Origin of the sequence: Mycobacterium sp. NPDC050041, assembly GCF_049541695.1 — a bacterium.
Classification (GTDB): domain Bacteria; phylum Actinomycetota; class Actinomycetes; order Mycobacteriales; family Mycobacteriaceae; genus Mycobacterium.
Genome location: NZ_JBMVDG010000001.1, coordinates 703,855 through 728,075, shown reverse-complemented (window position 1 = coordinate 728,075; position 24,221 = coordinate 703,855). Strand labels below are relative to the sequence as shown.

Annotated in this window: 19 protein-coding genes and 1 pseudogene; 13 read left to right on the top strand and 7 right to left on the bottom strand. The window is 62.9% G+C overall.

Going from position 1 to position 24,221, the window contains the following annotated elements:
• The first annotated feature begins 5 nt into the window (after positions 1-5).
• The 5 genes from ACPCHZ_RS03580 to ACPCHZ_RS03560 all read left to right on the top strand — a co-directional run bounded on the left by ACPCHZ_RS03580 (position 6) and on the right by ACPCHZ_RS03560 (position 6,664).
• On the top strand, positions 6-1,520 hold the full coding sequence (locus tag ACPCHZ_RS03580; protein WP_423483797.1) for a flavin-containing monooxygenase: 1,515 nt from the start codon (positions 6-8) through the stop codon (positions 1,518-1,520).
• Positions 1,517-2,479, top strand: a complete 963-nt coding sequence (locus ACPCHZ_RS03575; RefSeq protein ID WP_423483474.1) for an alpha/beta hydrolase — start codon at positions 1,517-1,519, stop codon at positions 2,477-2,479. The genes ACPCHZ_RS03580 and ACPCHZ_RS03575 overlap by 4 nt, the downstream gene beginning before the upstream one ends.
• A gap of 62 nt (positions 2,480-2,541) precedes the next feature.
• The gene (locus ACPCHZ_RS03570; RefSeq protein ID WP_423483473.1) at positions 2,542-4,131 is read left to right on the top strand and encodes a flavin-containing monooxygenase; all 1,590 of its coding nucleotides are present in this window, start codon (positions 2,542-2,544) and stop codon (positions 4,129-4,131) included.
• A gap of 111 nt (positions 4,132-4,242) precedes the next feature.
• Positions 4,243-5,700, top strand: coding sequence for a cytochrome P450 (locus tag ACPCHZ_RS03565; RefSeq protein WP_423483472.1), 1,458 nt, complete (start codon positions 4,243-4,245; stop codon positions 5,698-5,700).
• 157 nt (positions 5,701-5,857) lie between these two features.
• Positions 5,858-6,664 (top strand): SDR family NAD(P)-dependent oxidoreductase, encoded by an 807-nt coding sequence (locus ACPCHZ_RS03560; RefSeq protein WP_423483471.1) that lies wholly within the window; start codon positions 5,858-5,860, stop codon positions 6,662-6,664.
• Between the two features lie 20 nt (positions 6,665-6,684).
• Here ACPCHZ_RS03560 and ACPCHZ_RS03555 read toward each other — a convergent pair whose 3' ends face one another.
• Complete coding sequence (locus ACPCHZ_RS03555; protein ID WP_423483470.1) at positions 6,685-7,392, bottom strand: TetR/AcrR family transcriptional regulator; 708 nt, start codon at positions 7,390-7,392, stop codon at positions 6,685-6,687.
• Positions 7,393-7,539: 147 nt separating this feature from the next.
• On the opposite strand from ACPCHZ_RS03555, the gene ACPCHZ_RS03550 reads away from it, so the two are divergent.
• On the top strand, positions 7,540-8,685 hold the full coding sequence (locus ACPCHZ_RS03550) for an acyl-CoA dehydrogenase family protein (RefSeq protein WP_423483469.1): 1,146 nt from the start codon (positions 7,540-7,542) through the stop codon (positions 8,683-8,685).
• A gap of 147 nt (positions 8,686-8,832) precedes the next feature.
• On the opposite strand, the gene ACPCHZ_RS03545 is transcribed toward ACPCHZ_RS03550, so the two are convergent.
• The 6 genes and pseudogenes from ACPCHZ_RS03545 to ACPCHZ_RS03520 form a co-directional block, all read right to left on the bottom strand.
• Positions 8,833-9,495, bottom strand: coding sequence for a TetR/AcrR family transcriptional regulator (locus ACPCHZ_RS03545; RefSeq protein ID WP_423483468.1), 663 nt, complete (start codon positions 9,493-9,495; stop codon positions 8,833-8,835).
• Positions 9,496-9,908: 413 nt separating this feature from the next.
• Positions 9,909-11,576: pseudogene (locus ACPCHZ_RS03540) on the bottom strand (acyclic terpene utilization AtuA family protein).
• 65 nt (positions 11,577-11,641) lie between these two features.
• Complete coding sequence (locus ACPCHZ_RS03535; RefSeq protein WP_423483467.1) at positions 11,642-12,454, bottom strand: TIGR03084 family metal-binding protein; 813 nt, start codon at positions 12,452-12,454, stop codon at positions 11,642-11,644.
• Between the two features lie 2 nt (positions 12,455-12,456).
• Positions 12,457-13,224, bottom strand: coding sequence for an enoyl-CoA hydratase/isomerase family protein (locus ACPCHZ_RS03530; protein ID WP_423483466.1), 768 nt, complete (start codon positions 13,222-13,224; stop codon positions 12,457-12,459).
• A gap of 237 nt (positions 13,225-13,461) precedes the next feature.
• Positions 13,462-14,970: a carboxylesterase/lipase family protein gene (locus ACPCHZ_RS03525; RefSeq protein WP_423483465.1), complete on the bottom strand. Its 1,509-nt coding sequence runs from the start codon at positions 14,968-14,970 to the stop codon at positions 13,462-13,464.
• Between the two features lie 217 nt (positions 14,971-15,187).
• Positions 15,188-16,195: a helix-turn-helix domain-containing protein gene (locus ACPCHZ_RS03520; RefSeq protein WP_423483464.1), complete on the bottom strand. Its 1,008-nt coding sequence runs from the start codon at positions 16,193-16,195 to the stop codon at positions 15,188-15,190.
• Positions 16,196-16,320: 125 nt separating this feature from the next.
• Between ACPCHZ_RS03520 and ACPCHZ_RS03515 the strand changes: the two genes are divergently transcribed.
• The 7 genes from ACPCHZ_RS03515 (at position 16,321) to ACPCHZ_RS03485 (ending at position 24,217) form a co-directional block, all read left to right on the top strand.
• Positions 16,321-16,641: a 2Fe-2S iron-sulfur cluster-binding protein gene (locus ACPCHZ_RS03515; protein ID WP_423483463.1), complete on the top strand. Its 321-nt coding sequence runs from the start codon at positions 16,321-16,323 to the stop codon at positions 16,639-16,641.
• Positions 16,642-16,661: 20 nt separating this feature from the next.
• A complete protein-coding gene (locus tag ACPCHZ_RS03510) occupies positions 16,662-18,053 on the top strand; it encodes a cytochrome P450 (RefSeq protein ID WP_423483462.1) in 1,392 nt (463 codons plus the stop codon).
• Entirely contained in the window at positions 18,050-19,252 is a 1,203-nt protein-coding gene (locus tag ACPCHZ_RS03505) for an NAD(P)/FAD-dependent oxidoreductase (protein WP_423483461.1), read from the top strand. Before ACPCHZ_RS03510 ends, ACPCHZ_RS03505 begins: the two co-directional genes overlap by 4 nt.
• 263 nt (positions 19,253-19,515) lie before the next feature.
• Positions 19,516-19,926, top strand: coding sequence for an SCP2 sterol-binding domain-containing protein (locus ACPCHZ_RS03500; RefSeq protein WP_423483460.1), 411 nt, complete (start codon positions 19,516-19,518; stop codon positions 19,924-19,926).
• Between the two features lie 36 nt (positions 19,927-19,962).
• Positions 19,963-21,591, top strand: coding sequence for a fatty acid--CoA ligase (locus ACPCHZ_RS03495; RefSeq protein ID WP_423483459.1), 1,629 nt, complete (start codon positions 19,963-19,965; stop codon positions 21,589-21,591).
• Between the two features lie 43 nt (positions 21,592-21,634).
• Positions 21,635-22,741 (top strand): NDMA-dependent alcohol dehydrogenase, encoded by a 1,107-nt coding sequence (locus tag ACPCHZ_RS03490; protein ID WP_423483458.1) that lies wholly within the window; start codon positions 21,635-21,637, stop codon positions 22,739-22,741.
• A gap of 390 nt (positions 22,742-23,131) precedes the next feature.
• Entirely contained in the window at positions 23,132-24,217 is a 1,086-nt protein-coding gene (locus ACPCHZ_RS03485) for a BtrH N-terminal domain-containing protein (RefSeq protein ID WP_423483457.1), read from the top strand.
• Positions 24,218-24,221 lie beyond the last annotated feature (4 nt).

Genomic DNA, 24,221 nt, shown 5'->3' with positions numbered 1-24,221 from the left:
ACGAGATATTGGTCATCGGAGCTGGATTCTCCGGGATCGGGGTGGGCATCAAGCTGCTGAAAAAAGGTTTCTCAGACTTCCTCATCGTTGATGAGGCCCAAGGGGTGGGTGGAACCTGGTACTGGAATACCTACCCGGGGATTGCAGTAGACATTCCGTCATATAGTTACCAATTCTCCTTTGAGAAACGCCCGTCGTGGTCACGTACCTATGCGCCGGGGATCGAACTGAAGAACTACGCGAAGCATTGCGTGGAAAAATATGGCCTCGCGTCGCGCATCCGCTTCGGAGTCACGGTTGTGAGGGCTGAGTTCGACGAAGAATCGACATTGTGGCGTTTGTTTACCTCGACGGACGAGGAACTGACAGCCAGGTTCGTCATCAATGCCTCCGGGGTTCTCACGCGACCAAAAGCGCCGGACATACCGGGGGTCGGGGACTTCGGCGGGGTCACGATGCACACGTCGCGCTGGGACCACCAGCAGACCCTCACCGGAAAGAGGGTCGCCGTCATCGGGACGGGCGCCTCGGCGGTGCAACTGATCCCCTCGATAGCCAAGGACGTGGACACACTCACCGTCTTTCAGCGCACCCCGATATGGTGTCTGCCGAAATTCGACTTCGCGGTGCCCCGCCCGCTGAGTGCTCTTCTCCGGCTCGCACCCGGAGCGCAGATCGCCGCGCGGGGAGCCAGCCAGGCCTTTGTCGAACTCACCTTTCCCGTCGCAGCGCACTTCCATACCGCCATACCGCTGGCGTCGGCGATCGAGCGTGCAGCGATCAGCTATATGCGTCGGCAGGTCACCGACGCGGTCGTTCGCGAGAAGCTGACGCCGCGTTACGCGCTGGGCTGCAAGCGACCAAGCTTTCACAACGAATATTTGAAGACGTTCAACCGCGAGAACGTCCTTCTTGAAACCAACCCCATCACCCGGGTCGATGAGACCGCGGTGATTACGGCCGATGGCGTCAGACACGAGATCGACGTGCTCGTCCTGGCAACGGGATTCAAGGTCATGGAATCGGACAGCATGCCCACCTACTCGCTCAGAGGTGTCGCCGGCCGAGACCAGGCACAGTGGTGGGACGAGAACCGACTCCAGGCATATGAGGGCGTCAGCGTGCCAGGATTCCCGAACCATTTCTCAGTGTTTGGCCCGTACGGATACAACGGGTCGTCCTACTTCGCACTCATCGAGGCACAGGCGGGTCACATTCTCCGTTGCCTCCGGCATGCCAGGACGGCCGACTCGAACTACGTCGAGGTACGCGAGGAGGCGAATCAACGCTTCTTCGCGGAGATGCTGGCACGGCGGCATACGCAGGTCTTCTGGCAGGACAGCTGCGCGGGCGCGAACAGCTATTACTTCGACAAGCATGGGGACGTGCCTCTGCGTCCCACGACGACGGTCGAGTCGATCTGGCGCAGTCGACGATTCGACTTGGCCGACTACCGTTTCGAACGGCGACCGGCGAAAAAGGCGGACACTGCCCCACAGAAGGTGGACACCGCCGGATGAGTTCACCTGCCAGGCCGAATCCGAGCATGGCGAGCCACCTGGTCGCGGCAACGGCGCGACGCGTTCTTCGACCTCTCACGCAGGTGATTCCGGCCAACGACCATGGCTTCGCGGTCATGGACCGCGTGCTACGGGGAACACTCGTGGTGTCGCGGCCAAGGCGCGCAATCAGTGTCGAGAAGGTAGACACGCCCTTCGCCGGTGAACGTGTGCGAGGCGACTGGGTCAAGGCGGCCAACGTGGCCTCGGATGCTCCGCCGATTCTTTATATACACGGCGGCGCATTTTCTATGTGCTCTCCCGAGACCCACCGTGGCCTCATCAGCGAACTGTCCGCGGCCGCCCGCAGGCCGGTATTTGCCGTACGCTATCGATTGGTCCCGAAATATCCCTTCCCGGCGGCCGCAGATGATGCACTGATCGCCTATCGATGGTTGACAGAGGGAAGCGCGATCACCGCGTCTTCTGGCACGGTGGCGCTCGCCGGAGATTCCGCAGGCGGCCAACTTGCTGCGGCGACGGCGCTTGGCGCTCGGGAACATCGACTGCCGACGCCGGATGCCATGCTGCTGATGTCGCCGGTGCTGGATTTGACATGTCAACTTGCGATGGACCGTGATCTGCGCAGACGGGACCCCTTTGCGTCCGCCATCTCTGCGTCGAGAACAATGGGTCTGTACGTGGCGGGCGCCGATCCAGCCGACCCGAGGATAAGCGTGCTCGACGCTGATCTCACCGACATGCCACCAACTCTGATTCAGGTCGGCGGACGAGAGATGTTGCTCGACGACTCCAGAGTCTTTGCCAAACGTCTGCAAACTGCAGGGGTCTCCTCGCAGTTGCAAGTTTTCCGCGGCCAGATCCATGTCTTCCAGGCGATGTTTCGCCTACTGCCAGAAGCGCGTGAGGCCCTCAGGCTCGGTGGCGAGTTCTTGGCTACTTCGGCCACCGTCCGTTGACAGCGTCCCTGCGCACGCCTTGACCACGAGGCGCCCCAGCACGAAGGTTGTATGAGCTAACGATGAAACCCGTGAAACGTGAACAAACCCAGGACAATCCCCCTGGTAACCCCTCGATCGTCATCATCGGCGCTGGCTTCGCCGGAATTACCCTTGCACTTCGCCTCAAACGCGCAGGGTTCGACAGGGTCCTCATCGTCGAAAAGGGCGATGGTGTCGGGGGAGTCTGGCGGGAGAACACCTACCCGGGGGCTGCCTGTGATGTCCCGTCGCAGTTGTACTCGATCTCCGCTGCGCCGAATCCCACGTGGGGCCGGCGTTACGCAGAACAAGGCGATATCCTCGCCTACCTTCGCCGCGTCGTCGACGAAAGTGGATTGCTGCCCCTCCTTCGGGCGAAGACCGAAATCGCCAAGGCAGCCTTCGATGAGCGCACGAACACATGGCGTCTGACCACGACTACCAGTCAGGAATTGGAGTGTGATGTCGTCATTTCGGCCGTGGGCCAGCTGTCCCGACCCTCAGTTCCTGATATTCCTGGAATCTCGGGGTTCGCGGGCCCGTCGTTTCATTCCGCCAATTGGGACCACGATCTGAATCTCAGCGGCAAGCGCATTGCGGTCGTCGGCACCGGCGCAAGTGCGGTGCAATTCGTCCCGGTGGTCGCCGCAGGCGCTGAGCACTTGGACGTTTTTCAACGGTCAGCCCCATGGGTGCTGCCCAAATTCGACCGTCAGTACGGTGGGCGGCATCACCAACTGTTGCGCAAGTTACCCATTCTGCGGCTCAGCGAACGTCTGATGATCTGGACGATATTCGAGTTCTTGGCGTTGGCACTCGTCGATGCGAAGCCGGTATCGCGAGTCCTTGGCGGCGTCGCCCTCAGGCACCTAGGTCGCCAGGTACACGACGCGCGGCTGCGTTCCCAACTGACACCGGACTATGCGCCCGGGTGCAAGAGGATTCTGTTCTCGAGCGACTATTACCCCGCGCTCGCACGTCCCAACGTCGCACTGGTCACCGACGATATCCAGGCAGTAGAGCCTGGCGGAATCCGCACCGTGGCTGGCGACTTCCATGCCGCCGACGTGATCATCTACGGCACCGGCTTCAGTGCCACCGAGTTTCTATCCCCGATGGAGGTCTACGGCCGCTCGGACCGAAAATTGTCGGACGTGTGGGCGGATGGCGCGCACGCCTACTACGGCCTATCGGTGCCAGAGTTTCCGAATTTCCTCATGATGTACGGGCCCAACACCAACGTGGGATCCGGGTCCATCGTCTACATGCTCGAATCGCAGGCCCGACACATCGTAAGGTTGATGAAGGTTCTCCGTGCCCATCCAGGAAGTGTTATCGAGGTCCGTGCCGATGTGGAGAAGCGGTTCAACGACCGGTTGAGTCGCCGCCTGGACAGATCCGTGTGGACAATGTGCGCGAGCTGGTATCGCTCGGCGCTCGGCTCGATATCCACCAACTGGCCCAGCCCGACCTTCCTGTATCGCCTTCGTGCGCGCAGGCCGAAGCGGCGCGCTTACGTCCTGTCGCGTCCCGCGCCCGCGAACTCGTCGCGCAGGGGGACACCCGAGCCGGCCAACACACATTTGGCCGACATGCCCTACGCCCCCAGCGGGGCCGAATGCGTCGACTAGTGGCGGTCCGGTTCGGCGACGGGTATCAGTTCGCGGTTGACAGTGTGGTCACCGGTGCAAATGATGGGTGCTCCTCCGTGACCGCGGCCAACAAGATCAAGGAGGCACTCGATGACCAGATCGCCGTCCGTGTCGGCAGGTAAGCCCCGTGAGCGGCTGTCGTCGGTACTGTTGGCTCCCCTCCCGCAGCGCGTCGAGCGCGGGCTCCGGGAGGTTAGTCGACGATGGCCGGTTCGCGAACTTGCCGCGCCGCCGACAGGGAGCGGATTGAAGCCAGTTATCGGCGATCAGGGATTGCCTCTCGTTGGCCACACTCTGGACTACATTCGCTTCGGCTCTGACCTCAGCAGAGAGCGTTTCGAGAGATTCGGCTCGGTCTCGTGGATGGGGGCGTTCGGCACCAAAATGGTGGTCATTGCGGGACCGCAGGCCACCCAAGAAGCCCTCACCACCAATGCGAAGGCTTTTTCGCAGGACGGCTGGGGTTTTCTTATCGATGCGTTCTTCCATCGTGGGCTGATGTTGATGAGCTTCGATGAGCATCTGATGCATCGGCGAATCATGCAGGAGGCGTTCACGCGTCCGCGACTGACGGGCTATGTCAAGCAGGTCGGGCCATCGGTTCGTTCTAGCGTACCGAAGTGGCCGACCGGTTCGGGCATCCGCTTGTATCCCCTGCTGAAGGATTTGACGCTCGACGTCGCGACCGATGTGTTCATGGGCGGCCGCGGGAAAGAGGACAGCGGTTCAGTAAATCGAGCCTTCGTAGCAACCGTCCGTGCCGCCAGTGCGATCGTGCGTGCTCCTCTGCCCGGGACGCGGTACCGCGCCGGAGTGCGCGGTCGCCGGGTGTTGGAGGAGTACTTCGCCCGGCACTTACCGGCGGCCCGCTCGGGGCACAATGATGATCTATTCGCCGCGTTGTGTGAGGCGCGCGCCGAGGACGGCGAACGCTTCACTGATGCCGACATCATCAATCACATGATTTTTTTGATGATGGCTGCGCATGATACGTCAACGATCACCACTGCCGCGGTGGCGTACTTCTTGGCGAAGAATCCCGAATGGCAGGATCGACTGCGTGCTGAGTCTGACCGTTTCGGTGACGATCTACCGGACATTGACGACCTCGAGGGGCTCACGGCGATGGACTTGATCATCAAGGAGTCGCTCAGATTAGTTGCACCGGTACCGTTGGTTATGCGTAAAACGGTGACCGACACCGTAATTGATGGCTACTACATCCCCTCCGGAGTGCTTGTCGCCATCACGCCTGCGGTCAACCACTTTGCGCCCACGGTGTGGACCGAGCCGGACCGGTTCGATCCAACGCGATTCGAACCGCCACGGCGCGAGGATCAGGCCCACCGCTTCGCCTGGCTTCCGTTCGGAGGAGGCGCGCACAAGTGCATTGGGATGCACTTCGGCACCTTGGAGGTGAAGGCAATACTGCACGAGATGCTGCGGGAATTCACCTGGAGTCTGGATGACGGCTACCGCGTTCGGTGGGACAATACGTCCCTGCCTGTCCCTGTCGACGGCCTACCTATTATGTTGTGTCGCCGATGATATCTAGGTCATTCCACGAGACTTTTGAGTGGTTAGCCGAGCACATCGCCCTCACGGGGCGCCGGCAGAATCGACGCAGTCCTCCAAGCGGCCTCGGAAATCCTCAACAAACCCCGGCGAACCGTAGTCGGCAAACCTACGCAAACTGCCGCAAAGGATGGTCATGCTAGAACCATCGACAGCCGTCGTCACAGGAGCAGGCCGAGGGATTGGTCTGGAGATCGCGAGACAACTCGCCGCTGCCGGTCACAAGGTTTTGCTCACGGATGTCGATGGCGACGCAGCGGAGCGCGCTGCCACCGAGGTCGGCGGTGGCGCTTGGAGCGCCACGCACGACGTACGAGATCCGTCGGGTCATCGGGAAGTCGCTGCTCAGGCTTTAGCCGCTGGCCCTCTGGCGGTGTGGGTAAACAACGCTGGGATCCTAATCGCGGGTAACAGCTGGAGTCACAGCGATGCCGAGATTGCGTCGATCCTCGATGTAAATGTACGAGGTGTCGTTGCCGGGTCACACGCGGCAGTTGCCGCCATGGGCGCAGGTGGGGGTGCGATCCTCAACATCGCGTCGCTCTCGGCTCTGGCGCCCATCCCTGGACTCGCGATGTACGCAGCCACTAAAGCCGCCGTATTGTCGTTCACCACATCGCTGCAGGGCGACCTTGACCATGCGGGATTGCGAATCCGTGCCCGTGCGCTATGCCCCGACGTGGTGAGTACGAAAATGGTCGCCGACCGAGTCGCCGACCCTGGGGCGGCGCTTCTGTTCGCTGGACCCAGTCCGATGGATGCTGCGGACGTGGCTCGCGCAGGACTCGCGCTGCTGGAGAGTCGCCAGATATTCCGCGTAGTTCCTCGGTGGCGTGGCGTAGTTGCGCGTACCGGCGACGCCGCACCGTCGCTCGGGTTGAAAGCTTTCGCGGTGATGCGCGGTGTCGGTGAGCGGCGCCAACGCAATCATCGTTGATGGCGGTGTCGAAGACGGGTTTAGCGCGGGGAGGTTCGGGTTGTGCCTGATGAGGTTTTCGGTTCGCAGAGTGGTAGGTCGGGATCAAGCTGGAATCCCAGTTCCTGCAGCCTGTCATTGATTATCAACCAGGTTTGCCGTGTCAATCGAATGACGAGTTCGTCACGAGTGGAGTCGCGATGGTCCAGCCACCATAGGACTGAAGCGTCCATCAGGCCCATAATCGCGGCGACATTGCGGTCCGCGGCTTCTGGGTCCTCGCCGTAGCGGGGAAAGTAACGGGCGCCCGCGACGGCGAGTTCGGAGGCGAATGCACTGGTGCCGGGCGCGGTTTTCTCGGTGCTGCGCCGATAGTGTCGGCTCACCAAGAACCGATAGAGGTTGGGGTGTTCGTCAGCCCACATGACGTGCTGTGTGACCGGCGCGCGAATCACGTCTAGCGGTGATCCCTGCACATCCAGGGTTACGCGAATCTTTGCAGTGAGTTCGCGGTGGACGTGACGTGCCACCGCCAGATCGAGTTCTTCTTTACTTGCGAAGTGGCGGTAGAAGTGCGTGCGGACTAAACCGGCCTTGTCTGCGATCTGGCCGGTGAGTGCGTGGGGTCCGTTCTCTTCGATTGCGCTGAGCGCCGCTTCGATGATCTGTTCACGACGTAGTTCGCGGCCTGGCAACCTACTCGTAGCGCGGCGTCCCGCTGTGGTATCCACCCATTGCTTTCGCTCCACGATGTCAACCGTAACGCCCCGGGCTCCGGAAAGTTCTGGGTACCTGTTGTACCCGTTGCGCGATTCGTGGTACACCATGTACCCATAGGCGTGTAGCGAGACCCATTGCGGGATCGGTGCGCAAGTAATAACAGTGAGGACTCTCTAATGGCAGCCAATCGCTCTAGCTGGATGGACGACGACCTCGATGCACTACGAGATTTGGCGCGCACGTTCTGTGAGAAGGAGATCGCGCCGCACAGTGCCCGCTTCATCGAGCAGCACCACGTGGATCGAGACCTGTGGACCCGGGCGGGTGATCTGGGGTTGCTGTGCATGTCAATCCCCGAACAGTACGGCGGAGGTGGTGGAACATTCGCCCATGAGGCGGTCTTGATCGAGGAACAGGCCCGCATCGGTGATTCAGCATGGGGTGCGGCGCTGCATAGCGGAATCGTCGCCCACTACCTGCTCGAGTATGGCACCGACGAGCAGAAGGAACGTTTTCTGCCCCGACTGGCAACTGGTGAGATGGTTGGCGCGATTGCGATGACGGAGCCAGGCACGGGCTCCGATCTTCAATCTGTTACGACCAAAGCACTGCGCGTTGGAGACGAATACGTTGTCAACGGTTCCAAGACATTCATCACCAATGGCGCTCAGGCCGACTTGATCATCGTCGTCGCCAAGACCGACCCGACTGCCGGAGCTAACGGAATCTCGTTGGTGTTGGTCGAAGGCGATCGGCCGGGCTTCCGGCGGGGTCGGGTGTTGGACAAGGTCGGTCAGCGCGGCCAGGACACGTCCGAGCTCTATTTCGAAGACGTGCACATTCCCGTAGAGAACCTCCTGGGTACGACTGAAGGACTGGGATTCATTCAGTTGATGCAGCAACTTCCCCAGGAGCGATTGATCCTTGCGCTTGGTGCAGTGACAGTACTAGAAACAGCGCTCGAGTTCACTGTGGAATACACCAAGGATCGGCATGCCTTCGGCAAGCCCGTCTTCGCCTTCCAAAACACCAAGTTCAAACTTGCCGAGGTCGCCACCGATGCCCATATCAGCCGCGTTTTCATCGACCACTGCGTCGCCCGCCATCTGCGCGGTGAACTCGACATCCCCACTGTCGCGATGGCGAAGTGGTGGACTACTGAGCGTGCGATGGTCGCCCTTGATGATTGCTTGCAGCTCCACGGCGGCTACGGCTATATGACCGAGTATCCCATCGGCAGGATGTGGGCCGATGCTCGCGTTCAGAAGATCTACGGTGGGACAAACGAAATTATGAAGGAGATCATTGCTCGGTCGCTTTAGTTCGAATTGCACATCCGGGATCGGTCTCGAGAGTCCGCCGTAGCAGGCCGGCGTTGGCGGATGAAGATGGTGTCGGTACGGCCGATCAAATGGATAGCCGGCGAGTTCGCTTGCAGTCGAGTCGTCTTCGTGTGTCCGAGATTGCCCCTAGTGCTGTGGCTTGCCGGGACGGGGACACGATGGTTCAGCGGTCACGGCGCCCGTCTGGTGACTCGACGCGGGGACGCCAAGCACGGCATGCCCCATCGCCAGGAGAAGTGCAGAGGTGTGTTCGGGAGCCAGGCCAGTGCCGCGGTAGTGCAAGATCGATTGAATGGCTCCGATCGCTCCATGAACCATCGCCCGAAGTTCAATCTCGTCGACCGCGGGCCGCAATTCTCCGACGAGGTGTACCCACTCTTCTAGATACAGTCGCTGCTTTCGGCGCAACCGGCTCTGGTGCTGATCCGACAGATTGTGCACTTCGCGGTAATACACCATTGCCAGCTCGCGTTGATCCATTACCAAGGCGACTTGGTCTGACACCAGCAGGGTCAGCGCCTCCGCCTCGTCGCGGGACTGCTCGACGATCGCCGTCGCACGCTTAAGGAGTTTGTCCACCACACGCTCGAAGAGGGCCGCCAGTAGATCGCTCTTACTGTTGAAATGGCGATAGATGGCCGGCCCGACAACCCCTGATGCAACGCCGATGTCGGCCATGGAGACAGCGTGGTAGCCCCGCTCGGCAATCAACTCGGTGGCAGAGGCGAGAATCCGTTCCCGACGCTCGCCGCCGACCCGGGTACGTCCGGCAACGACCGCATTGTTCACTACTACCTTCCTTCGCTCGCAACCAGGGCTCGCGCAGCACTGCAGCGCCGGGAGCTACACTACGAACGTTAACACCTGCTCACAATCCCAGGTTGAGTTGAAATGTAGACGCCCAATGGCAGGTGGCTTGGCGCCTGCGCGTGTGATCCCCATTCGTGTATGTGCCCGCTCATTGGCCAAAATCGGCAACCGCGTGGGCAGATCGCTGCGCCCTCTTTGGATGTTCAGTTCGGCAAGGAGCTGGACAAAGCCTTCTCTCCGTCTGCCGGACGCTGTTGGCGTCATCCGATCGTCGTCACATCGTTCGGCAACACGGCTTTGACGAAGGGGCTACGTCAATCAGCAGGCAGAGGACGGCGACTTGATTGGCGATACGTCGACAGAGTGGCCCGGCTACTCCAAATTCGGGATTGTCAGGTCGCGCCGACAAGGGATTGCGGTATGTCCACGATGCGGGAGCGCAGGTACTCGCACAAGCCCTTCGCCTGGGGATCGGGCCGGGTCGAGGATGCTACGCCTTCCCCCAGCAGTCCGTGGACCACAACGTTGAGCGCACGCAGGTTGGGCAGCTCGAATCGCTCTATGCGCAGCTGCGTAGCCTCCGGGCCGAGGAGCCCACGCAGCCGCTCGACGGTTAGTTGCTCGTGGGCCCATGCGTAGCCGGCGTCGTCGCGGGCCCAGAGACCAATATTGGCGTTGCCTCCCTTGTCGCCGGACCGCGCGCCCAGAACCGCGCCCAGCGGCGCGCGGCATGTCGGCTCGGTCGGCGGCGCGGCTGCCGCGCTGCCCCCGACCTTCGCGGCCGGCACGCTACCGGTCGGTGGATCGGCGATCCTCCGGCGCTCACCGTTGGGCAGCACCACAACCTGCGTCACGCTCGACCGGGGCACGGCCGCTGGGCGGTACACGCCGAACGCCGACTCCGACGTGGGTGGCGTGGTGGTGTGGAAGCCGGCATACCCGGCCAGAGCGATCTCCATGATTGCGCTCGAGAACGTCCGGCCGACCTTGCGCGGGTCGGTGTCCTTGACCGTGACCCGCAGGTGCGCGCACGCCTGGTCGTTGGTGGGGGCGTCCGGTGTGTCGAACCGCAATAACCGGACGTCCGTCTCGGCGAAGGAGTCCCGGCCGCCGAGGATGTCGAACAGCTGCTGCTGCGCGAACGCGGCCTTCGCCTCTATGTCCAAGCCGGTGAGCACCATCGTCATGGTGTTCCGGTAGCCCCCGACCTCGTTCAGCGCCACCTTGAGCGTCTCCGGTGGCGGGCTGCCGGTGGCACCCGTGATGGCCACCCGGTGCGCGGCCTGCTGGGCCAGCGAGATTGTGTCGAAGTGAGTGACCACGTCGGGCCCCAGATAGGCCGGCTCGGCGATCTCGTAGAGCAGCTGGGCGGTGACCATACCGACCGACACCAGTCCCCCGGTGTCGGCGTGCTTGGTGGTCACCGACGAGCCGTCGGCCGCCACCTCCGCGATCGGGAAGCCAGGGTAGCGACGGTCGGTGATCTCGTCGAGGAAGGCGTAGTTGCCACCCGTGGCCTGTGGTCCGCATTCGATGACGTGGCCGGCCACGACGGCACCGGCCAGCCGGTCCCAGTCGGTGCGCTCCCACCCGCGCCACCAGGCGGCCGGGCCGACGACCAGCGAGGCGTCTGTCACCCGTCCGGTGACGACGACGTCGGCGCCCGCACCAGTGCTTCGGCGATACCCCATCCCCCGAGGTAGGCGTTGGCCGAGACCGGCTTCACCTCACCGACCGCAGGGGTGATCGCGGAGAGGTTGCCGCGCAGGTCGTCACCTTCGACGTGGGCGATCCCGACGGTGATACCGAGCCGGTCCGCCAGCTCGCGCAATCTGACGGCCAGCCCGGCCGGGTTGAGCCCACCGGCGTTTGCCACGATCTTGATACGGCGATCGGAACAGGTGCCCAATACCTGCTCCACCTGGGTCAGGAACGTGCGAGCGTAGCCGCCCGCGGGATCCTTCGCCTGGGCCTTCGCCAGGATGAGCATCGTCAGTTCAGCGAGGTAGTCGCCGCAGAGCACGTCGATGCGTTCCTCGCCGGTCCCGCCCCTCGACCATCTCCCGTGCCGCGGCGACCCGGTCGCCGTAGAAGCCCGAGCAATTGCCGATGCGTACCGGGTTCCTCACGACACACCTCCGTCGAACTGTCCTGCGGTGCGACCGCCACCGGGAGGTCCGGCGAAGGCCTGCGCGATGGACAGCCACTGGTCGGCGAGCGGACCGGTGACTTCCAGTGCGGTGTCGTCGCGATGCCTGCGCTGGGTGACGAGCAGGCAGAAGTCGTGCGCAGTGCCAGTGATTCGGTTGGGCACGCCGTCGGGGCCCCAGGTCCACAGCGTGCCCTCCGGTGCGGTGAGCTCGTCGCGGACGGGCTCCTTGGGCACCTCCAAGCCATTGGCCATGTAGCTGAATGCCCGCGCTCCCACGCCGATGTGCGCGACGTGCCGCAACCGGCCAGAGGGCACACGGGTCACTCCCAGCGCGTCGGCGATGTCCTGACCATGCGCCCAGGTCTCCATGATCCGCGCGGTCAACGAGGAAGCCGCGCTCATGGGGAGGCCGAACCAAGGCACCCGCACTGAGGGTTCGATCGTGGCGAAGGCAGCGACGAGGGCACGACGCGCGCCGTCGAACCAGGACAGCAGCTCGGTTCCCCCCATCGACCGGTAGCGCTCGGCGATGGTGTCCGGGGAAATCTGGCCGTCGGCCAACATGGGCAGCATCTCGGCCGTGAACCCGTCGGGGTCGGTGGCTGACCGCACCGCGACGTCATCGAAGAACGCGAGATGGCTGACCTGATCGCGGACCGACCAGCCTGCTGCGGGGGTCGGAGCGTCCCACCCGGCCGGGTCGTCGGGCAGCTCGGCGATAAGCGACCTCAGGTCGGCCGTCTCCGCCTCGATCTCGGTGATCAAAGAGCCCATCGTCACGGCCACGGCTAACGTCCCTTCCAGACCGGTGTGCGCTTCTCGCGGAAGGCGGCGGGACCCTCTTGCGCGTCGGCGCTGAGGTACACCGGCTCCCATATCTGGTCGGCGAGGTCGTAGGCCTCCGTCAGGTGGTGCTCTGCGGAGAGGTATACCGTCTTCTTCGCCGCAAGTACCGAAAGCGGTGCATTGGAAGCGATCCGCAGGGCGATCTCCTTCGTTCGTGCCCGCAGCTCCGCTGCGGGCACGACCTCGTTCACCATCCCGACCTCGCGGGCCCGCTCGGCAGTGATCGGGTCGCCGGTCATCAGAATCTGCAGCGCAATCCGCGGCGGCAGCAGCCACGACAGCGGTACAGCCCACGGCGAGCCGCGACCTACCTTGACCTCGCTGACCGCGAACCTGGCATGTTCAGCCGCGACCACGACGTCGCACTGCTGGGCCAGCAGGAATCCGCCGGCGTAGGCGATGCCGTTGACCGCCGCAATAGTCGGCTTGACGACCTCGATGTTGCGCCCGAACTGCGGCGCGAAGTCTGGTGGCGGAACCGTGAGCGCCGTCTCCGCCATCTCTTTGAGGTCCCCGCCGGCGCAGAACGCCTTGTCGCCGGCCCCGGTCAGCACCAGAACCTTGGCGGAGTCGTCGGCGTTGAAGCGGTGAACGGTGTCGAACAGTCCCTGCCGGACCGCCCCGTTGAGCGCGTTCCGCGCCTCGGGGCGATTGATCGTCAACCAGGCCACCTCGTCGACGACCTCGTAGGTGATCGCTTCCTCGCTCATCAATCCCCGTCCTGATCGGCACCCGCCCTCCCGATGTGAGGGCTCGTTCACGTAGTACGTTACCGGGCGGAATGTCACGCCCCATTCGTACGTCAAAATCCTCAGCAAGAATGAGTCCTCTTCGCCGTTCTGCGCAATGGCGCGCCCGAGGCGCTCCTAGTCACCGTTTCGACCCGGCTCTCAGAGCAATCGGTCCCAAGTGCTGTGAACGCATGAGTCGCCGCGGGGAACCGCTCGTCAGCGTCCGAGGACTCGAAAGCCTTCCCATGCTTGCCGCTGGTCGGCATGGGGGTCGTGATCGACCCGCGAAGCGCGATCGAAGACCAGCACCGGACGGGTGTCGCTGGTGTAGCGCGGCCAGCCGTCTCCTGGAACTCCCGTGCGCGCGAAAGCAAGCCAGCGTCCTTGCATGTCGTCGCTCACCCGCATGGCCGAGCGGCGGTCGCGCCCGGCGCTGAGTAGCCGACCGAGGGGCGTGCGGTAGGCGTCGAACACCGCAAGAAGCTCCGTCGCATGGGTGGCACCGAGCCCCGCCCATTGCAGAGTTCGCGGGGCGAAGTCATAGCGGTACAGATATGTGGGGGCGTGCCGACTGTGGGAGTCCGCGATCTGCCACAGTGTCGATCCGAATGTGAAGTCGGCCCCCAGTCGGATGCAGGCATCGGGGGCTGGATACTCGGGGTAGGCAGCGGTAATACGCTCGCGATAGGTGGGTTCCGCCCCCGCTAGTAACGCTTCGATCTTCGCTTCGTTCATCGGAAGGAGTTTGAGGAAGCGAGTGAACAACCTGCCCTCGTCGGCGTTCGTCCCGACGATCAGCGGCACAGGGTACGCCTTGCCTTCGCGCATCGCTCGAATCGGCTCGAGCGGTAAATAGTCGGTTCCGAAGGTGCATCCCACCGGGTAACCGCCGGGAAGGTCCGATGCACTCGTGGTGAGCAAGCGATCGAATGCCTTCACCAGTTGAGCCGGACGCGCCGCCAGCAGGAGGCGGGCGGGCTCCCGCTCCTCGGCGCCGAGAATGGATGCGAACTTGACGGCGAACTCCGCGGCCAACTCCTTGGAGCGGGATAGCGCGCCGGCCGGACTTTGGGAGATCGCCCGCGCGAAAAGGCCCTCAGCCGCTGGCACGGCCAGCAATGTGGTAACGGCATGCGCGCCCGCGCTCTCTCCGAATATCGTCACGTCATCGGGATCGCCGCCGAATACGGCGATGTTCTCGCGTACCCACCTGAGCGCCGCCACGAGGTCGCGCAAGTAGAGGTTGTCGTCAATACGGATGTGTGCGGTGGACAGCGACGACAGGTCGACAGCCCCTAGCGCGCCGAGGCGGTAGTTCGCCGATACGTACACGCAACCGCTGCGGGCTAGCGACGCACCATCATAGATCGGTGTTGCGGAACTGCCCAGGAAGTACGCCCCGCCGTGAATGAAGAACATCACGGGCAGAGGTCGGTCCGACGCGCCCTCGGGGGCAACGACATTGAGGGTGAGGCAGTCCTCGCTCATAGGCTGGAACTTGCCCGGACCGACGATTGTGTACCGGCGGGGCTGCGGAGCGCAGTAGCGGAATTGGTGACATCGTCGAACGCCCACCCACGGCTCGACCGGCTGGGGCGCCCTGAATCGCAAGGCGCCGACCGGTGGCTTGGCGTAGGGAATGGAACGCCATCGATTCACGCCGTCTCGCGCGAATCCTTCCATGGCGCCGGGCGCGATGTCCGTGCGGACAGGCTTCACTGGCATCAATCGACAATAGCGAATGAGCATTCACACCAGCGCCCGGTTCTGCCCATGAGTCGCCGTGTCGGGCGCGGTTGTGCCTCCCACTGCTGACTCACTCGGGTTGGGTCAGCAGCCCGCGGCCGTCGGTGACATATTGGCTGATTCTTGAGGACCGGGTGCGTCATTCCAGGAGGGGACGCTTCCCATGGCCGGGAATCTCCGGGCCACTGGGACACCCTCAGCGTTTTGAGAGCCGGTACGCGCTCGGAGAGCGGCCGGTCCATCGCTTGAAGGCATGTGAGAAGTTGGTGAGGTCGCCATACCCGAGTTCCGTGGCGACCTGGCTCGCCGAACGTGTCAGTAACAGCATCGTCGCCCTCTCGCGCAAACATGACTCGCGCAATTCGCGAAAGGTGGTGCCCTCTTCGGAGAGGCGCCGTTTGAGTGTGCTCGTGGACACCGCGAGTTCGTCTGCGACCCACTGGCTACTTCGCCGTCCGGGATCCTTCTCCAACAGTCGTCTCACCTTCTCCGAGAAGGATGTGGCTCCGCGCCGCTCTTCGAGAGCCCGCTTCAATTGGGCGATGACGAGTCGATACGCGAGGGGATCGGAGAACCGGCACACGTCATCAAGTGTGTCGACGGGAACGTGAAGGTAGGACATCGGGGCGTCAAAGAAGAGGCGCCCGGGTGGCACCACGTCCTCGTCGAGATCGTTCAGGGCAACGGGTACTGGCCAACCCAGGTGGAGTGTGACGGTGGGCGCGTCACCGACGAGCATGTTCAGCAGTCGCAACAACGCCAACCCGGTGTATGTGACGGCGAGGCAGTCCATGGCCGGATCGCTCGTGTGTCCCAAGAGCTCGACGGTGAGGCCTTGGTCACTTGGACGGAATTGTGCATTGATAGCCGTGGTGATCAGCGGGAGATAGGTGAGCAGCTCCACGATCTCGGCTACCGAGCCTGCGCTGACCAGCGGAACACTCAACGGGCCGAAGGACGTTACCTGGGCTTGTCGAGCGAACGCGAAGCCCAGCAGGGTTGCCCGGCCGATCTCGAGATCGGGATAGACCTCGCGAAACCACCGTAGCGGGGCCTGGATGTCACGCCGGATCAGCGTCGCCTCGTCGGTTCCTTCGCGAGCCATGATGTTGCGAAGCTGCGCGACGGCTTCTGGATCGAGTGCTTGGCTGTCGAGCATTTGAACGAACGCTAGTGGGGGCACACCCGCGTCATCGAGGTTCATTGACCGCCCCCTCTGAGCCGAATTCACAAGTTCTTGGTCCCGGCGAACATAGCCGAAGCGGCCATCTTCGACAAGGCTTGTTAACAAGTATTCACACCAAGGACAACGTATGAGGAGAGATGGTTATGGCCGTTGTCACGTTTGTCTCCCACGACGGCGACAAGAACGAGGTGCCTCTCGAGGAGGGTAAGTCGCTGATGCAGGTCGCGACCAACAATGCAGTGCCCGGCATCGACGGCGACTGCGGAGGCGAAGCCGCGTGCGGTACCTGCCACGTCGTGGTCGATCCGCAGTGGTCCGATCAGGTCGGCTCCTCCGGCGCCGGTGAAGAGGAGATGCTGGCGATGAACCCCGAGCGTCAGCCGACCTCTCGGTTGTCCTGCCAGATGCCGGTCTCCGAGGCGTGGGACGGTTTGATCGTCCACACGCCAGAGTTCCAGATGTAACGACGAGAGGACACGCAGACGTGACCAGTATTCGCGAGGCAGTTACCGCCAAGGCTCGGGCCACCATTCCGTTGGACCGAGTGATTCAGGGCGCCCACCTTTACGACAAGACCCGCCGCTTGGTTACCGGCACCACCGGCGAGAGAATCTTCACCGAGCGACCGATCCCGCCGGTTGCCGAGGTCGAACTGACCGACATCGACCTCAGCAATCCTTTTCTCTACCGACAGGGTCGCTGGAAGTCGTATTACGAGCGCCTACGCAACGAGGCCCCTGTGCACTATCAGCCCCGCAGCGCGTTCGGCCCGTTCTGGTCCGTCACCCGGCATGCCGACATCGTATCCGTCGACAAGAACCACGAGGTGTTCTCCGCCGAGCCGTTCATCGTCATCGGAACCCCGCCTCGTTTTCTCGATATCGCGATGTTCATCGCCATGGATCCGCCAGAGCACGACAGGCAGCGGGCCGCTGTCCAAGGGGTGGTGGCTCCGAAAAACCTTCGTGAGATGGAAAGCCTCATCCGGGAGCGCGTCAGGGACGTGCTCGACGATCTCCCGCTCGGCGAACCGTTCAACTGGGTGCAGCACGTCTCGATCGAACTAACCGCGCGCATGCTCGCAACGCTGCTGGACTTCCCGTTCGAGCAGCGGCACAAGCTCGTCGAATGGTCCGATCTAGCCACCTCAATGGAGCAAGCCAACGGTGGCCCCTCGGACAACGATGAGGTGTTTCGTGGCATGGTCGATACGGCGCGAGGTCTTAGCGCTCATTGGCAGAATAAGGCAGCTCGGACCGCTGCCGGGGAGCAGCCCGGCTTCGATCTGATCACCATGTTGCAGAGCGACGAGAGCACCAAGGACCTGATCGACCGCCCGATGGAATTCCTGGGCAACTTGGTGTTGCTGATCGTGGGTGGCAACGATACGACCCGCAATTCCATGAGTGGTGGTGTTCTCGCGCTTAACGAGTTCCCTGACCAGTTTCAGAAGCTGAAGGCGAACCCCAACCTGATCCCCAACATGGTCTCGGAGATCATCCGGTGGCAAACCCCACTCGCCTATATGCGCCGGATCGCCAAGGCAGATACCCTGTTGAACGGCCAGTTCATCCGCAAGGGCGACAAGATAGTCATGTGGTACGCCTCCGGCAACCGCGACGAGCGCGTATTCGATCGCCCCGACGAGCTAATCATCGACCGAGCCAACGCCCGTAACCACATCTCCTTCGGTTTCGGCGTCCATCGCTGTATGGGCAACCGACTGGCCGAGATGCAGTTGCGAATCCTCTGGGAGGAACTCCTTCCGCGTTTCGAAGACATCGAAGTCGTCGGTGAGCCCGAGTACGTGCAGTCCAACTTCGTCAGGGGAATCAGCAAGCTGATGGTCCGCCTCACCCCGAAAGCCGGCGCATGACTTTGCATCGAGCGGTTATCGTGGGCGCCAGCCACGCGGGCGCCCAACTGGCGGCCAGCCTTCGTCAAGAAGGATGGGACGGCGAGATCGTCCTCGTCGGCAATGAGTCGGCGTTGCCCTACCATCGGCCCCCGCTGTCGAAGGCATATCTGGCCGGGAAGTGCACAGTCGACGAGTTGGCGATCCGCAACGCCGAGTTTTACACCAAGCAGCGAATCCAGCTCCTGGATGCGACGGTGGAGGTGCTCGACCGCTCAGCGGGTCACCTCTCGCTGACCACCGGCGACGCATTGCCCTACGACAAGCTCGCGCTGTGCACAGGTGCCCGGCCTCGCCGGCTCTCCATCCCGGGAGCCGACCTGCCCGGGGTGTGTTACCTACGCACTACGGCGGACGTCGCGATGATCAGAGAGTGCACCAGCCCCGGGCGTCGGGCCGTGATCGTCGGTGGTGGTTACATCGGACTGGAGGCAGCCGCCTCATTGCGCGCACTGGGGCTGGAGGTCACCGTTCTCGAGGCCACCGAGCGGGTCCTCGAACGGGTCACCGCCCCCGAGGTATCAGCGTTCTTCGACCGGATCCACCGCGAGGAGGGCGTTGACATCCAGACGGACGCGCTGGTCGATGCCATGTCCGGAGACGGCAGGGTCCGCGAAGTAATCCTGGCCAGTGGCGAATCAATCCCCGCCGACCTCGTCATCGTCGGCATCGGCGTCGAGCCGAACACCGATCTCGCTGCCGCCGCGGGCCTGGCCATCGACAACGGCGTCGTGATCGACGACCAGGCCCGGACCACCGACCCCGACATCGTGGCTGCCGGGGACTGCGCCAGCCACCACATGGCCCGTTACGGCCGTCGCATCCGCCTGGAGTCCGTGCCAGGCGCAGGCGAGCAGGCCAAAGTCGCCGCCGCGACCATCTGCGGTAAGTCGAAGAAAGTCGCAGCGCTGCCATGGTTCTGGTCAGATCAATACGACGTGAAGCTCCAGATCGCCGGTCTCAACACCGGATACGACGAGGTCGTCCTCAGCGGCGACCCGACCCGAGACCGCGACTTCACCTGCTTCTACCTGCGGGCGGGCGAACTCATTGCCGCCGACTGCATCAACCGACCCCGCGACTTCGTCTTCAGCAAGCGGGTCATCACGCAGCAAGTCCCGATCGAACGGGCCGAACTGATGCTCTCCGGCCCGGCCTGATGTTCATGGTTGCGGTGGTGCGATGGGACGGCGACGGCGATGCGATTCTTGTCTCGGTGACGTCGAGGCCAACCGCCATCCAACTCCGCTGGCAAAGGCGACGGCTAGCGGACACAGTTGGCCACCTTGGCGGTACTACCGCAGCGCATCAGGAGCTGGCGGGGGTCGCCAACAAGCCTGACGGTTCTCTTCGGAGGCAGCATCGTCTGGAGTCGATGCTCGCGAATGTTGTTTTCTGAAAACGAGGTTGGTGGAGGTTGACGGTGGCGGTGTTTAAGGACGAGGACGAGGTCTATGCCTTTTTGGGTGGGATCTTTCAACGGGGCTTGGAGAAGGAGGGACTGGCGGACAAGCTCGCAAGTTCGGGTGTGGTGTTGCGGGTGCACTACACCGATCCGGACGCGGTGGTGACGGTGGACATGCCGAACAAGGTGGTGGAGACCGGAGCGGCCAGTACCGCGGTGCCCAATGTCGAACTGTTCATGTCGGCGGACACCGGGAACAAATTCTGGCTGGGGAAGGTGAACCTGACGATGGCGATGGCCAAGGGAACGGTGCGTGCGAAGGGCCCGGTGCCGAAGTTGATCAAGTTGATCCCGCAGGCGAAGAACTTGTTCCCCGAGTACCGTTCGATGTTGCAGAGTCAGAATCGGCAGGACCTCATCGATGCGTGACCGTCGCCTCATCAAGGGTTGTCGGGCGGGCTCGCGATGAGGAGCACGATGCAGGACGTTGCGTTGACGGTGCCCGCGATCGTGGCCCATGCTGCGGCAGTCCATGGCGATCGCGAGGTGTTGACCGCACGCGGACCCCATCAGATCTCTGGGGTGTCGTATCACGAGCTGGGGCAGCGTGCGGCGCGGTTGGCGAATGCGTTGCGCGAGATAGGCATTTGTGGAGACGAGCGTGTCGCGACGCTGCAGTGGAGCAACCAGGAGCACCTGGACTGTTACGCAGCGGTGCCGTCGATGGGTGCGGTGCTACATACGTTGAATCTGCGGCTGCCACCTGAACAGCTGACGTGGATCGCCAATCATGCCGAAGATCAGGTGATCATCGTCGACGGTACGGTGCTGAACCTGTTGGCGGCGGCGTTGCCGTCGATGACCTCGGTGCGCACGGTGCTGGTGACCGGCACGGGTGATCTTACCGCAGTGCAGGGCTGCGGAAAGGACGTCCTTCGCTACGATGATGTGGTGGCCGCCCAGCCGAGCACGTTCGACTGGCCCGACGTCGACGAGCAGTCGGCCGCAGCGATGTGCTACACGAGCGGTACTACCGGGCACCCGAAAGGCGTTGTCTATAGCCATCGTTCGACGTGGCTGCACTCTCAATCGGCGTGCACCTCGAACGCCTTGGGCATCGGTCATGACGACACGGTGTTGGCGATCGTTCCGATGTTCCACGCTAATGCCTGGGGGTTGCCGTATGCGGCGATGATGGCGGGGGCGCAGCTTCTGCTGCCTGACCGTTTTCTGCAGGCGGCGCCTTTGGTGGAGATGATCGAGGCGGCCCGGCCCACGATGGCAGGTGCTGTGCCGACGATCTGGACCGATGTCTTGCACTACCTGCGCGATAATCCCGGCCACGACGTGAGTTCGCTGGAGATGGTGGCGTGCGGTGGTTCGGCGGTTCCGAGGTCGTTGATGACTGCCTATGACGAACTGGGCATCCGAATCGTGCAGGCCTGGGGGATGACTGAGACCTCCCCGCTGGCTGCGGTCGCTCTGCCGCGGAACACCGACACCCCGGAGAGGTCCCTTTACCTGCGGGGAACCCAAGGCAGGGTAGTGGCCGGTGTGCAGGCCCGCATCGTTGATGACAGCGGTGCAGAACAACCTTGGGACGGACTGTCGGTGGGGGAGATTCAGATCCGCGGCCCGTGGATCACTCAGTCCTATTACGAGCATGACAGCCCGGCGGTGTCGCCGGACGGTTGGTTGTGCACCGGGGATGTCGGGACAATCAGCGCCGATGCGTTCATCACTCTCACCGACCGCGCCAAAGACGTGATCAAGTCTGGAGGGGAGTGGATCTCCTCGGTGGAATTGGAGAACGAGTTGGCCGCTCACCCTGCAGTACGCACCGCCACGGTGATTGGAGTGCCCGACGACAAGTGGCAGGAACGGCCGCTGGCAGTGGTGGTCCTGGCCGCTGACTGCACCGCCACCGCTGCGGAGTTGACCGAGTTCCTGCGTGCACGGGTGGCCAAGTGGTGGCTACCGGAACGGTGGGCGTTCGTAGCCGACGTTCCGTTGACGTCAACTGGCAAGTTCGACAAGAAGGAGCTGCGCCGCCAGCATGCCGACGGTGAGCTCGCCGTCGAGACGCTGGCGTGAACCATCCACTGCTACGGAAGCACCGACGTTGAGGAGGACACACATGAAAACACGCGCTGCCGTGCTCTGGGGCTTGGGAGAGAAGTGGGAGGTTGATGAGATCGAGCTGGATCCGCCCGGTGCGGATGAAGTGCTGGTGCAGTTGACCGCCAGCGGGTTGTGCCATTCAGACGAACACCTCGTGACCGGTGATCTGCCGTTTCCGCTGCCCGTCGTCGGTGGTCATGAAGGCGCCGGCACCGTGGTCGAGGTGGGTGCAGGTGTCGAGGACCTGGACGAGGGCGATTCGGTCATCCTGACGTTCCTGCCGTCTTGCGGGCACTGCTCTTACTGCGCGCGCGGGATGGGAAACCTGTGCGACATGGGTGCGGCGATCATGATGGGACCCCAGATCGACGGCACCTACCGCTTCCATGCCCGCGGCGAGGATGTCGGCCAGATGTGCTTGCTGGGCACGTTCTCGGAATACACCGTGGTGCCGAAGGCCTCCTTGGTCAAGGTTGACCACGGGACACCGTTGGACAAGGCGGCCTTGATCGGTTGCGGTGTCACGACCGGTTACGGCTCGGCGGTACGCACCGGTGACGTGCGCGCCGGGGACACCGTGGTCGTGATCGGCGCCGGCGGCATCGGCATGAATGCGATCCAAGGCGCCCGCATCGCTGGCGCGTTGACCATCGTGGCTGTCGACCCAGTGGAGTTCAAGCGCGAACAAGCTGGCGGTTTCGGCGCGACGCATGCCGTTGCCACCATCGATGAGGCCTGGTCACTGATCAGCGACATCACCCGTGGCAAACTCGCCGACGTCTGCGTCTTGACCACCGACGTCGCCGAAGGGGCCTACACCGCTGAGGCGCTATCACTGGTCGGTAAACGCGGCCGTGTGGTCATTACCGCGATCGGACACCCCGAAGACACATCGATGTCGGGCTCGCTGCTGGAATTGACGCTGTATGAAAAGCAGATTCGCGGTGCCCTCTATGGCTCGTCCAACGCCGCCCACGACATCCCGCGGCTCGTCGAACTCTACAACTCCGGACAACTCAAACTCGACGAGCTGATCACCCGTGAGTACACCCTCGATGAGATCAATGAGGGCTACGACGACATGCGATCAGGCCGCAACATCAGAGGACTCATCCGATTCTGATACAGGAGAACAATCCGGGGGCGGAAGGAGCTGCAGTTTGCACGCTCGGTGCAACGGTCGGACAGGTGTCGTCGAGTGGCTTTCTCGCGGTGCCGCCTCAGTGCGGAGCTAACGGGGTGAACATCGTGTATCCACAGCCGTACGCGGTCAGTGTGTTCGGCCGAGGATTCTCGCGGTTACTGATCTTCGCGCCGCGACTGTCGATCCACACGTGATGTCGAGGACCGTGAACACTCGATCTGGTCGGCGGACCGGTGGCACGCCGTCAAAGCGTTGGAGTGTTCCGCGCCTGCTACCCCAGTTTCACGCCTGCGGTACTCGGGCAACCGCCTGGTGATCCGAACTCCTGCAGAGGTTCAAAGTGCCAATGAGATGCGCAAGGAGGCGGCTATGGCGAAAGTCCAGATTCCCTATCGGCATAGAATGGGAGGGCATTGCGGCTCCGGTGCGCTTCGTGACCTCAGTGAATGGGCCGAACTCGGTTGGGGCACCGAGGCATTGAGTGAAGGACTGGTCTTCGCCCTCGGCGGAGCCCTAGACTTCTCGTACGTCCGATCTGCACAATTGTTTCCCCAGGTGTACCTGGTCGGACGAGGAAGCGACCTGGAGCGCGATTACCTCACCCGCGTCGGCGCCAACTTCGTCGTGCAATCCACCGATGACCCACACGAGGGATGGGCATTTGTGACCGACGAAATCGACGAGGGCCGGCCGGTCATGGTGTGGGCGGACATCGGCGAACTTCCCTATCTGCGCGTCCGACTGCAGATGAGCCGCCACGACATCGTCATCGTCGGATATGACGACGAACAACGCGTGGCCTACGTAGTCGACAATGACCGCGACACGACCCAACTGGTTCCCTATGACGCTCTACGGCGAGCACGTTCGTCAGTCGGGTTCCCTACGCCAACCCGACACACCACCTATCACGTCGACTGGCCGGACCAAGTGCCCGACCTTCGTCCGATTGCGGGCGCCGCGCTCGCTGCGAGCGCAGCGTTCATGCGAGGTGACGCCGCGGGCGCGCCGCTACTGCGCGTCGAGGCGGCTGACGTTGAATCATCGGGGTTGAACGGCGTGCATGACTTCGCCGCTGACTTGCGTCGTTGGCCAACGCTGTTCGACGACGATGCACTCGCCGCAGCACTGTTCGGCCTCGGAGCGTTCATCGAGAAAGCCGGCACCGGTGGTGGACTCTTTCGTACGTTGCAGGCGCAGGGTTGCCAGAGCATCGCCGATCAACTTCATGACGCGGCCGCTGCCGACGCTGCTGCGGCGGCTAGACACGCTTCCGAGGCGTGGTCTGCGCTCGCGGCAGCTGCCACGAACGTCGATGCCCCGCTGCGAAGCAGGAGCCTAGCCACGGCCGATGTCGCCGCCATGATCCCGGAGGCAGAGGTGCGTCTCGTCGAAGCCCTCGAAAAAGCCAGTCGATCGGTCAGCGCCGTTGAGATCGACATCGAATCCAACTGAAAGG

Coding starts and splice junctions, on each gene's coding strand:
- ACPCHZ_RS03520 (WP_423483464.1), bottom strand. CDS start 16,195: ATGAACCTCGATGACGCGGGTGTGCCCCCACTAGCGTTCGTTCAAATG.
- ACPCHZ_RS03560 (WP_423483471.1), top strand. CDS start 5,858: ATGGTCATGCTAGAACCATCGACAGCCGTCGTCACAGGAGCAGGCCGA.
- ACPCHZ_RS03495 (WP_423483459.1), top strand. CDS start 19,963: ATGAGGAGCACGATGCAGGACGTTGCGTTGACGGTGCCCGCGATCGTG.
- ACPCHZ_RS03550 (WP_423483469.1), top strand. CDS start 7,540: ATGGCAGCCAATCGCTCTAGCTGGATGGACGACGACCTCGATGCACTA.
- ACPCHZ_RS03505 (WP_423483461.1), top strand. CDS start 18,050: ATGACTTTGCATCGAGCGGTTATCGTGGGCGCCAGCCACGCGGGCGCC.
- ACPCHZ_RS03565 (WP_423483472.1), top strand. CDS start 4,243: ATGACCAGATCGCCGTCCGTGTCGGCAGGTAAGCCCCGTGAGCGGCTG.
- ACPCHZ_RS03570 (WP_423483473.1), top strand. CDS start 2,542: ATGAAACCCGTGAAACGTGAACAAACCCAGGACAATCCCCCTGGTAAC.
- ACPCHZ_RS03485 (WP_423483457.1), top strand. CDS start 23,132: ATGGCGAAAGTCCAGATTCCCTATCGGCATAGAATGGGAGGGCATTGC.
- ACPCHZ_RS03530 (WP_423483466.1), bottom strand. CDS start 13,224: ATGAGCGAGGAAGCGATCACCTACGAGGTCGTCGACGAGGTGGCCTGG.
- ACPCHZ_RS03575 (WP_423483474.1), top strand. CDS start 1,517: ATGAGTTCACCTGCCAGGCCGAATCCGAGCATGGCGAGCCACCTGGTC.
- ACPCHZ_RS03515 (WP_423483463.1), top strand. CDS start 16,321: ATGGCCGTTGTCACGTTTGTCTCCCACGACGGCGACAAGAACGAGGTG.
- ACPCHZ_RS03525 (WP_423483465.1), bottom strand. CDS start 14,970: ATGCCAGTGAAGCCTGTCCGCACGGACATCGCGCCCGGCGCCATGGAA.
- ACPCHZ_RS03490 (WP_423483458.1), top strand. CDS start 21,635: ATGAAAACACGCGCTGCCGTGCTCTGGGGCTTGGGAGAGAAGTGGGAG.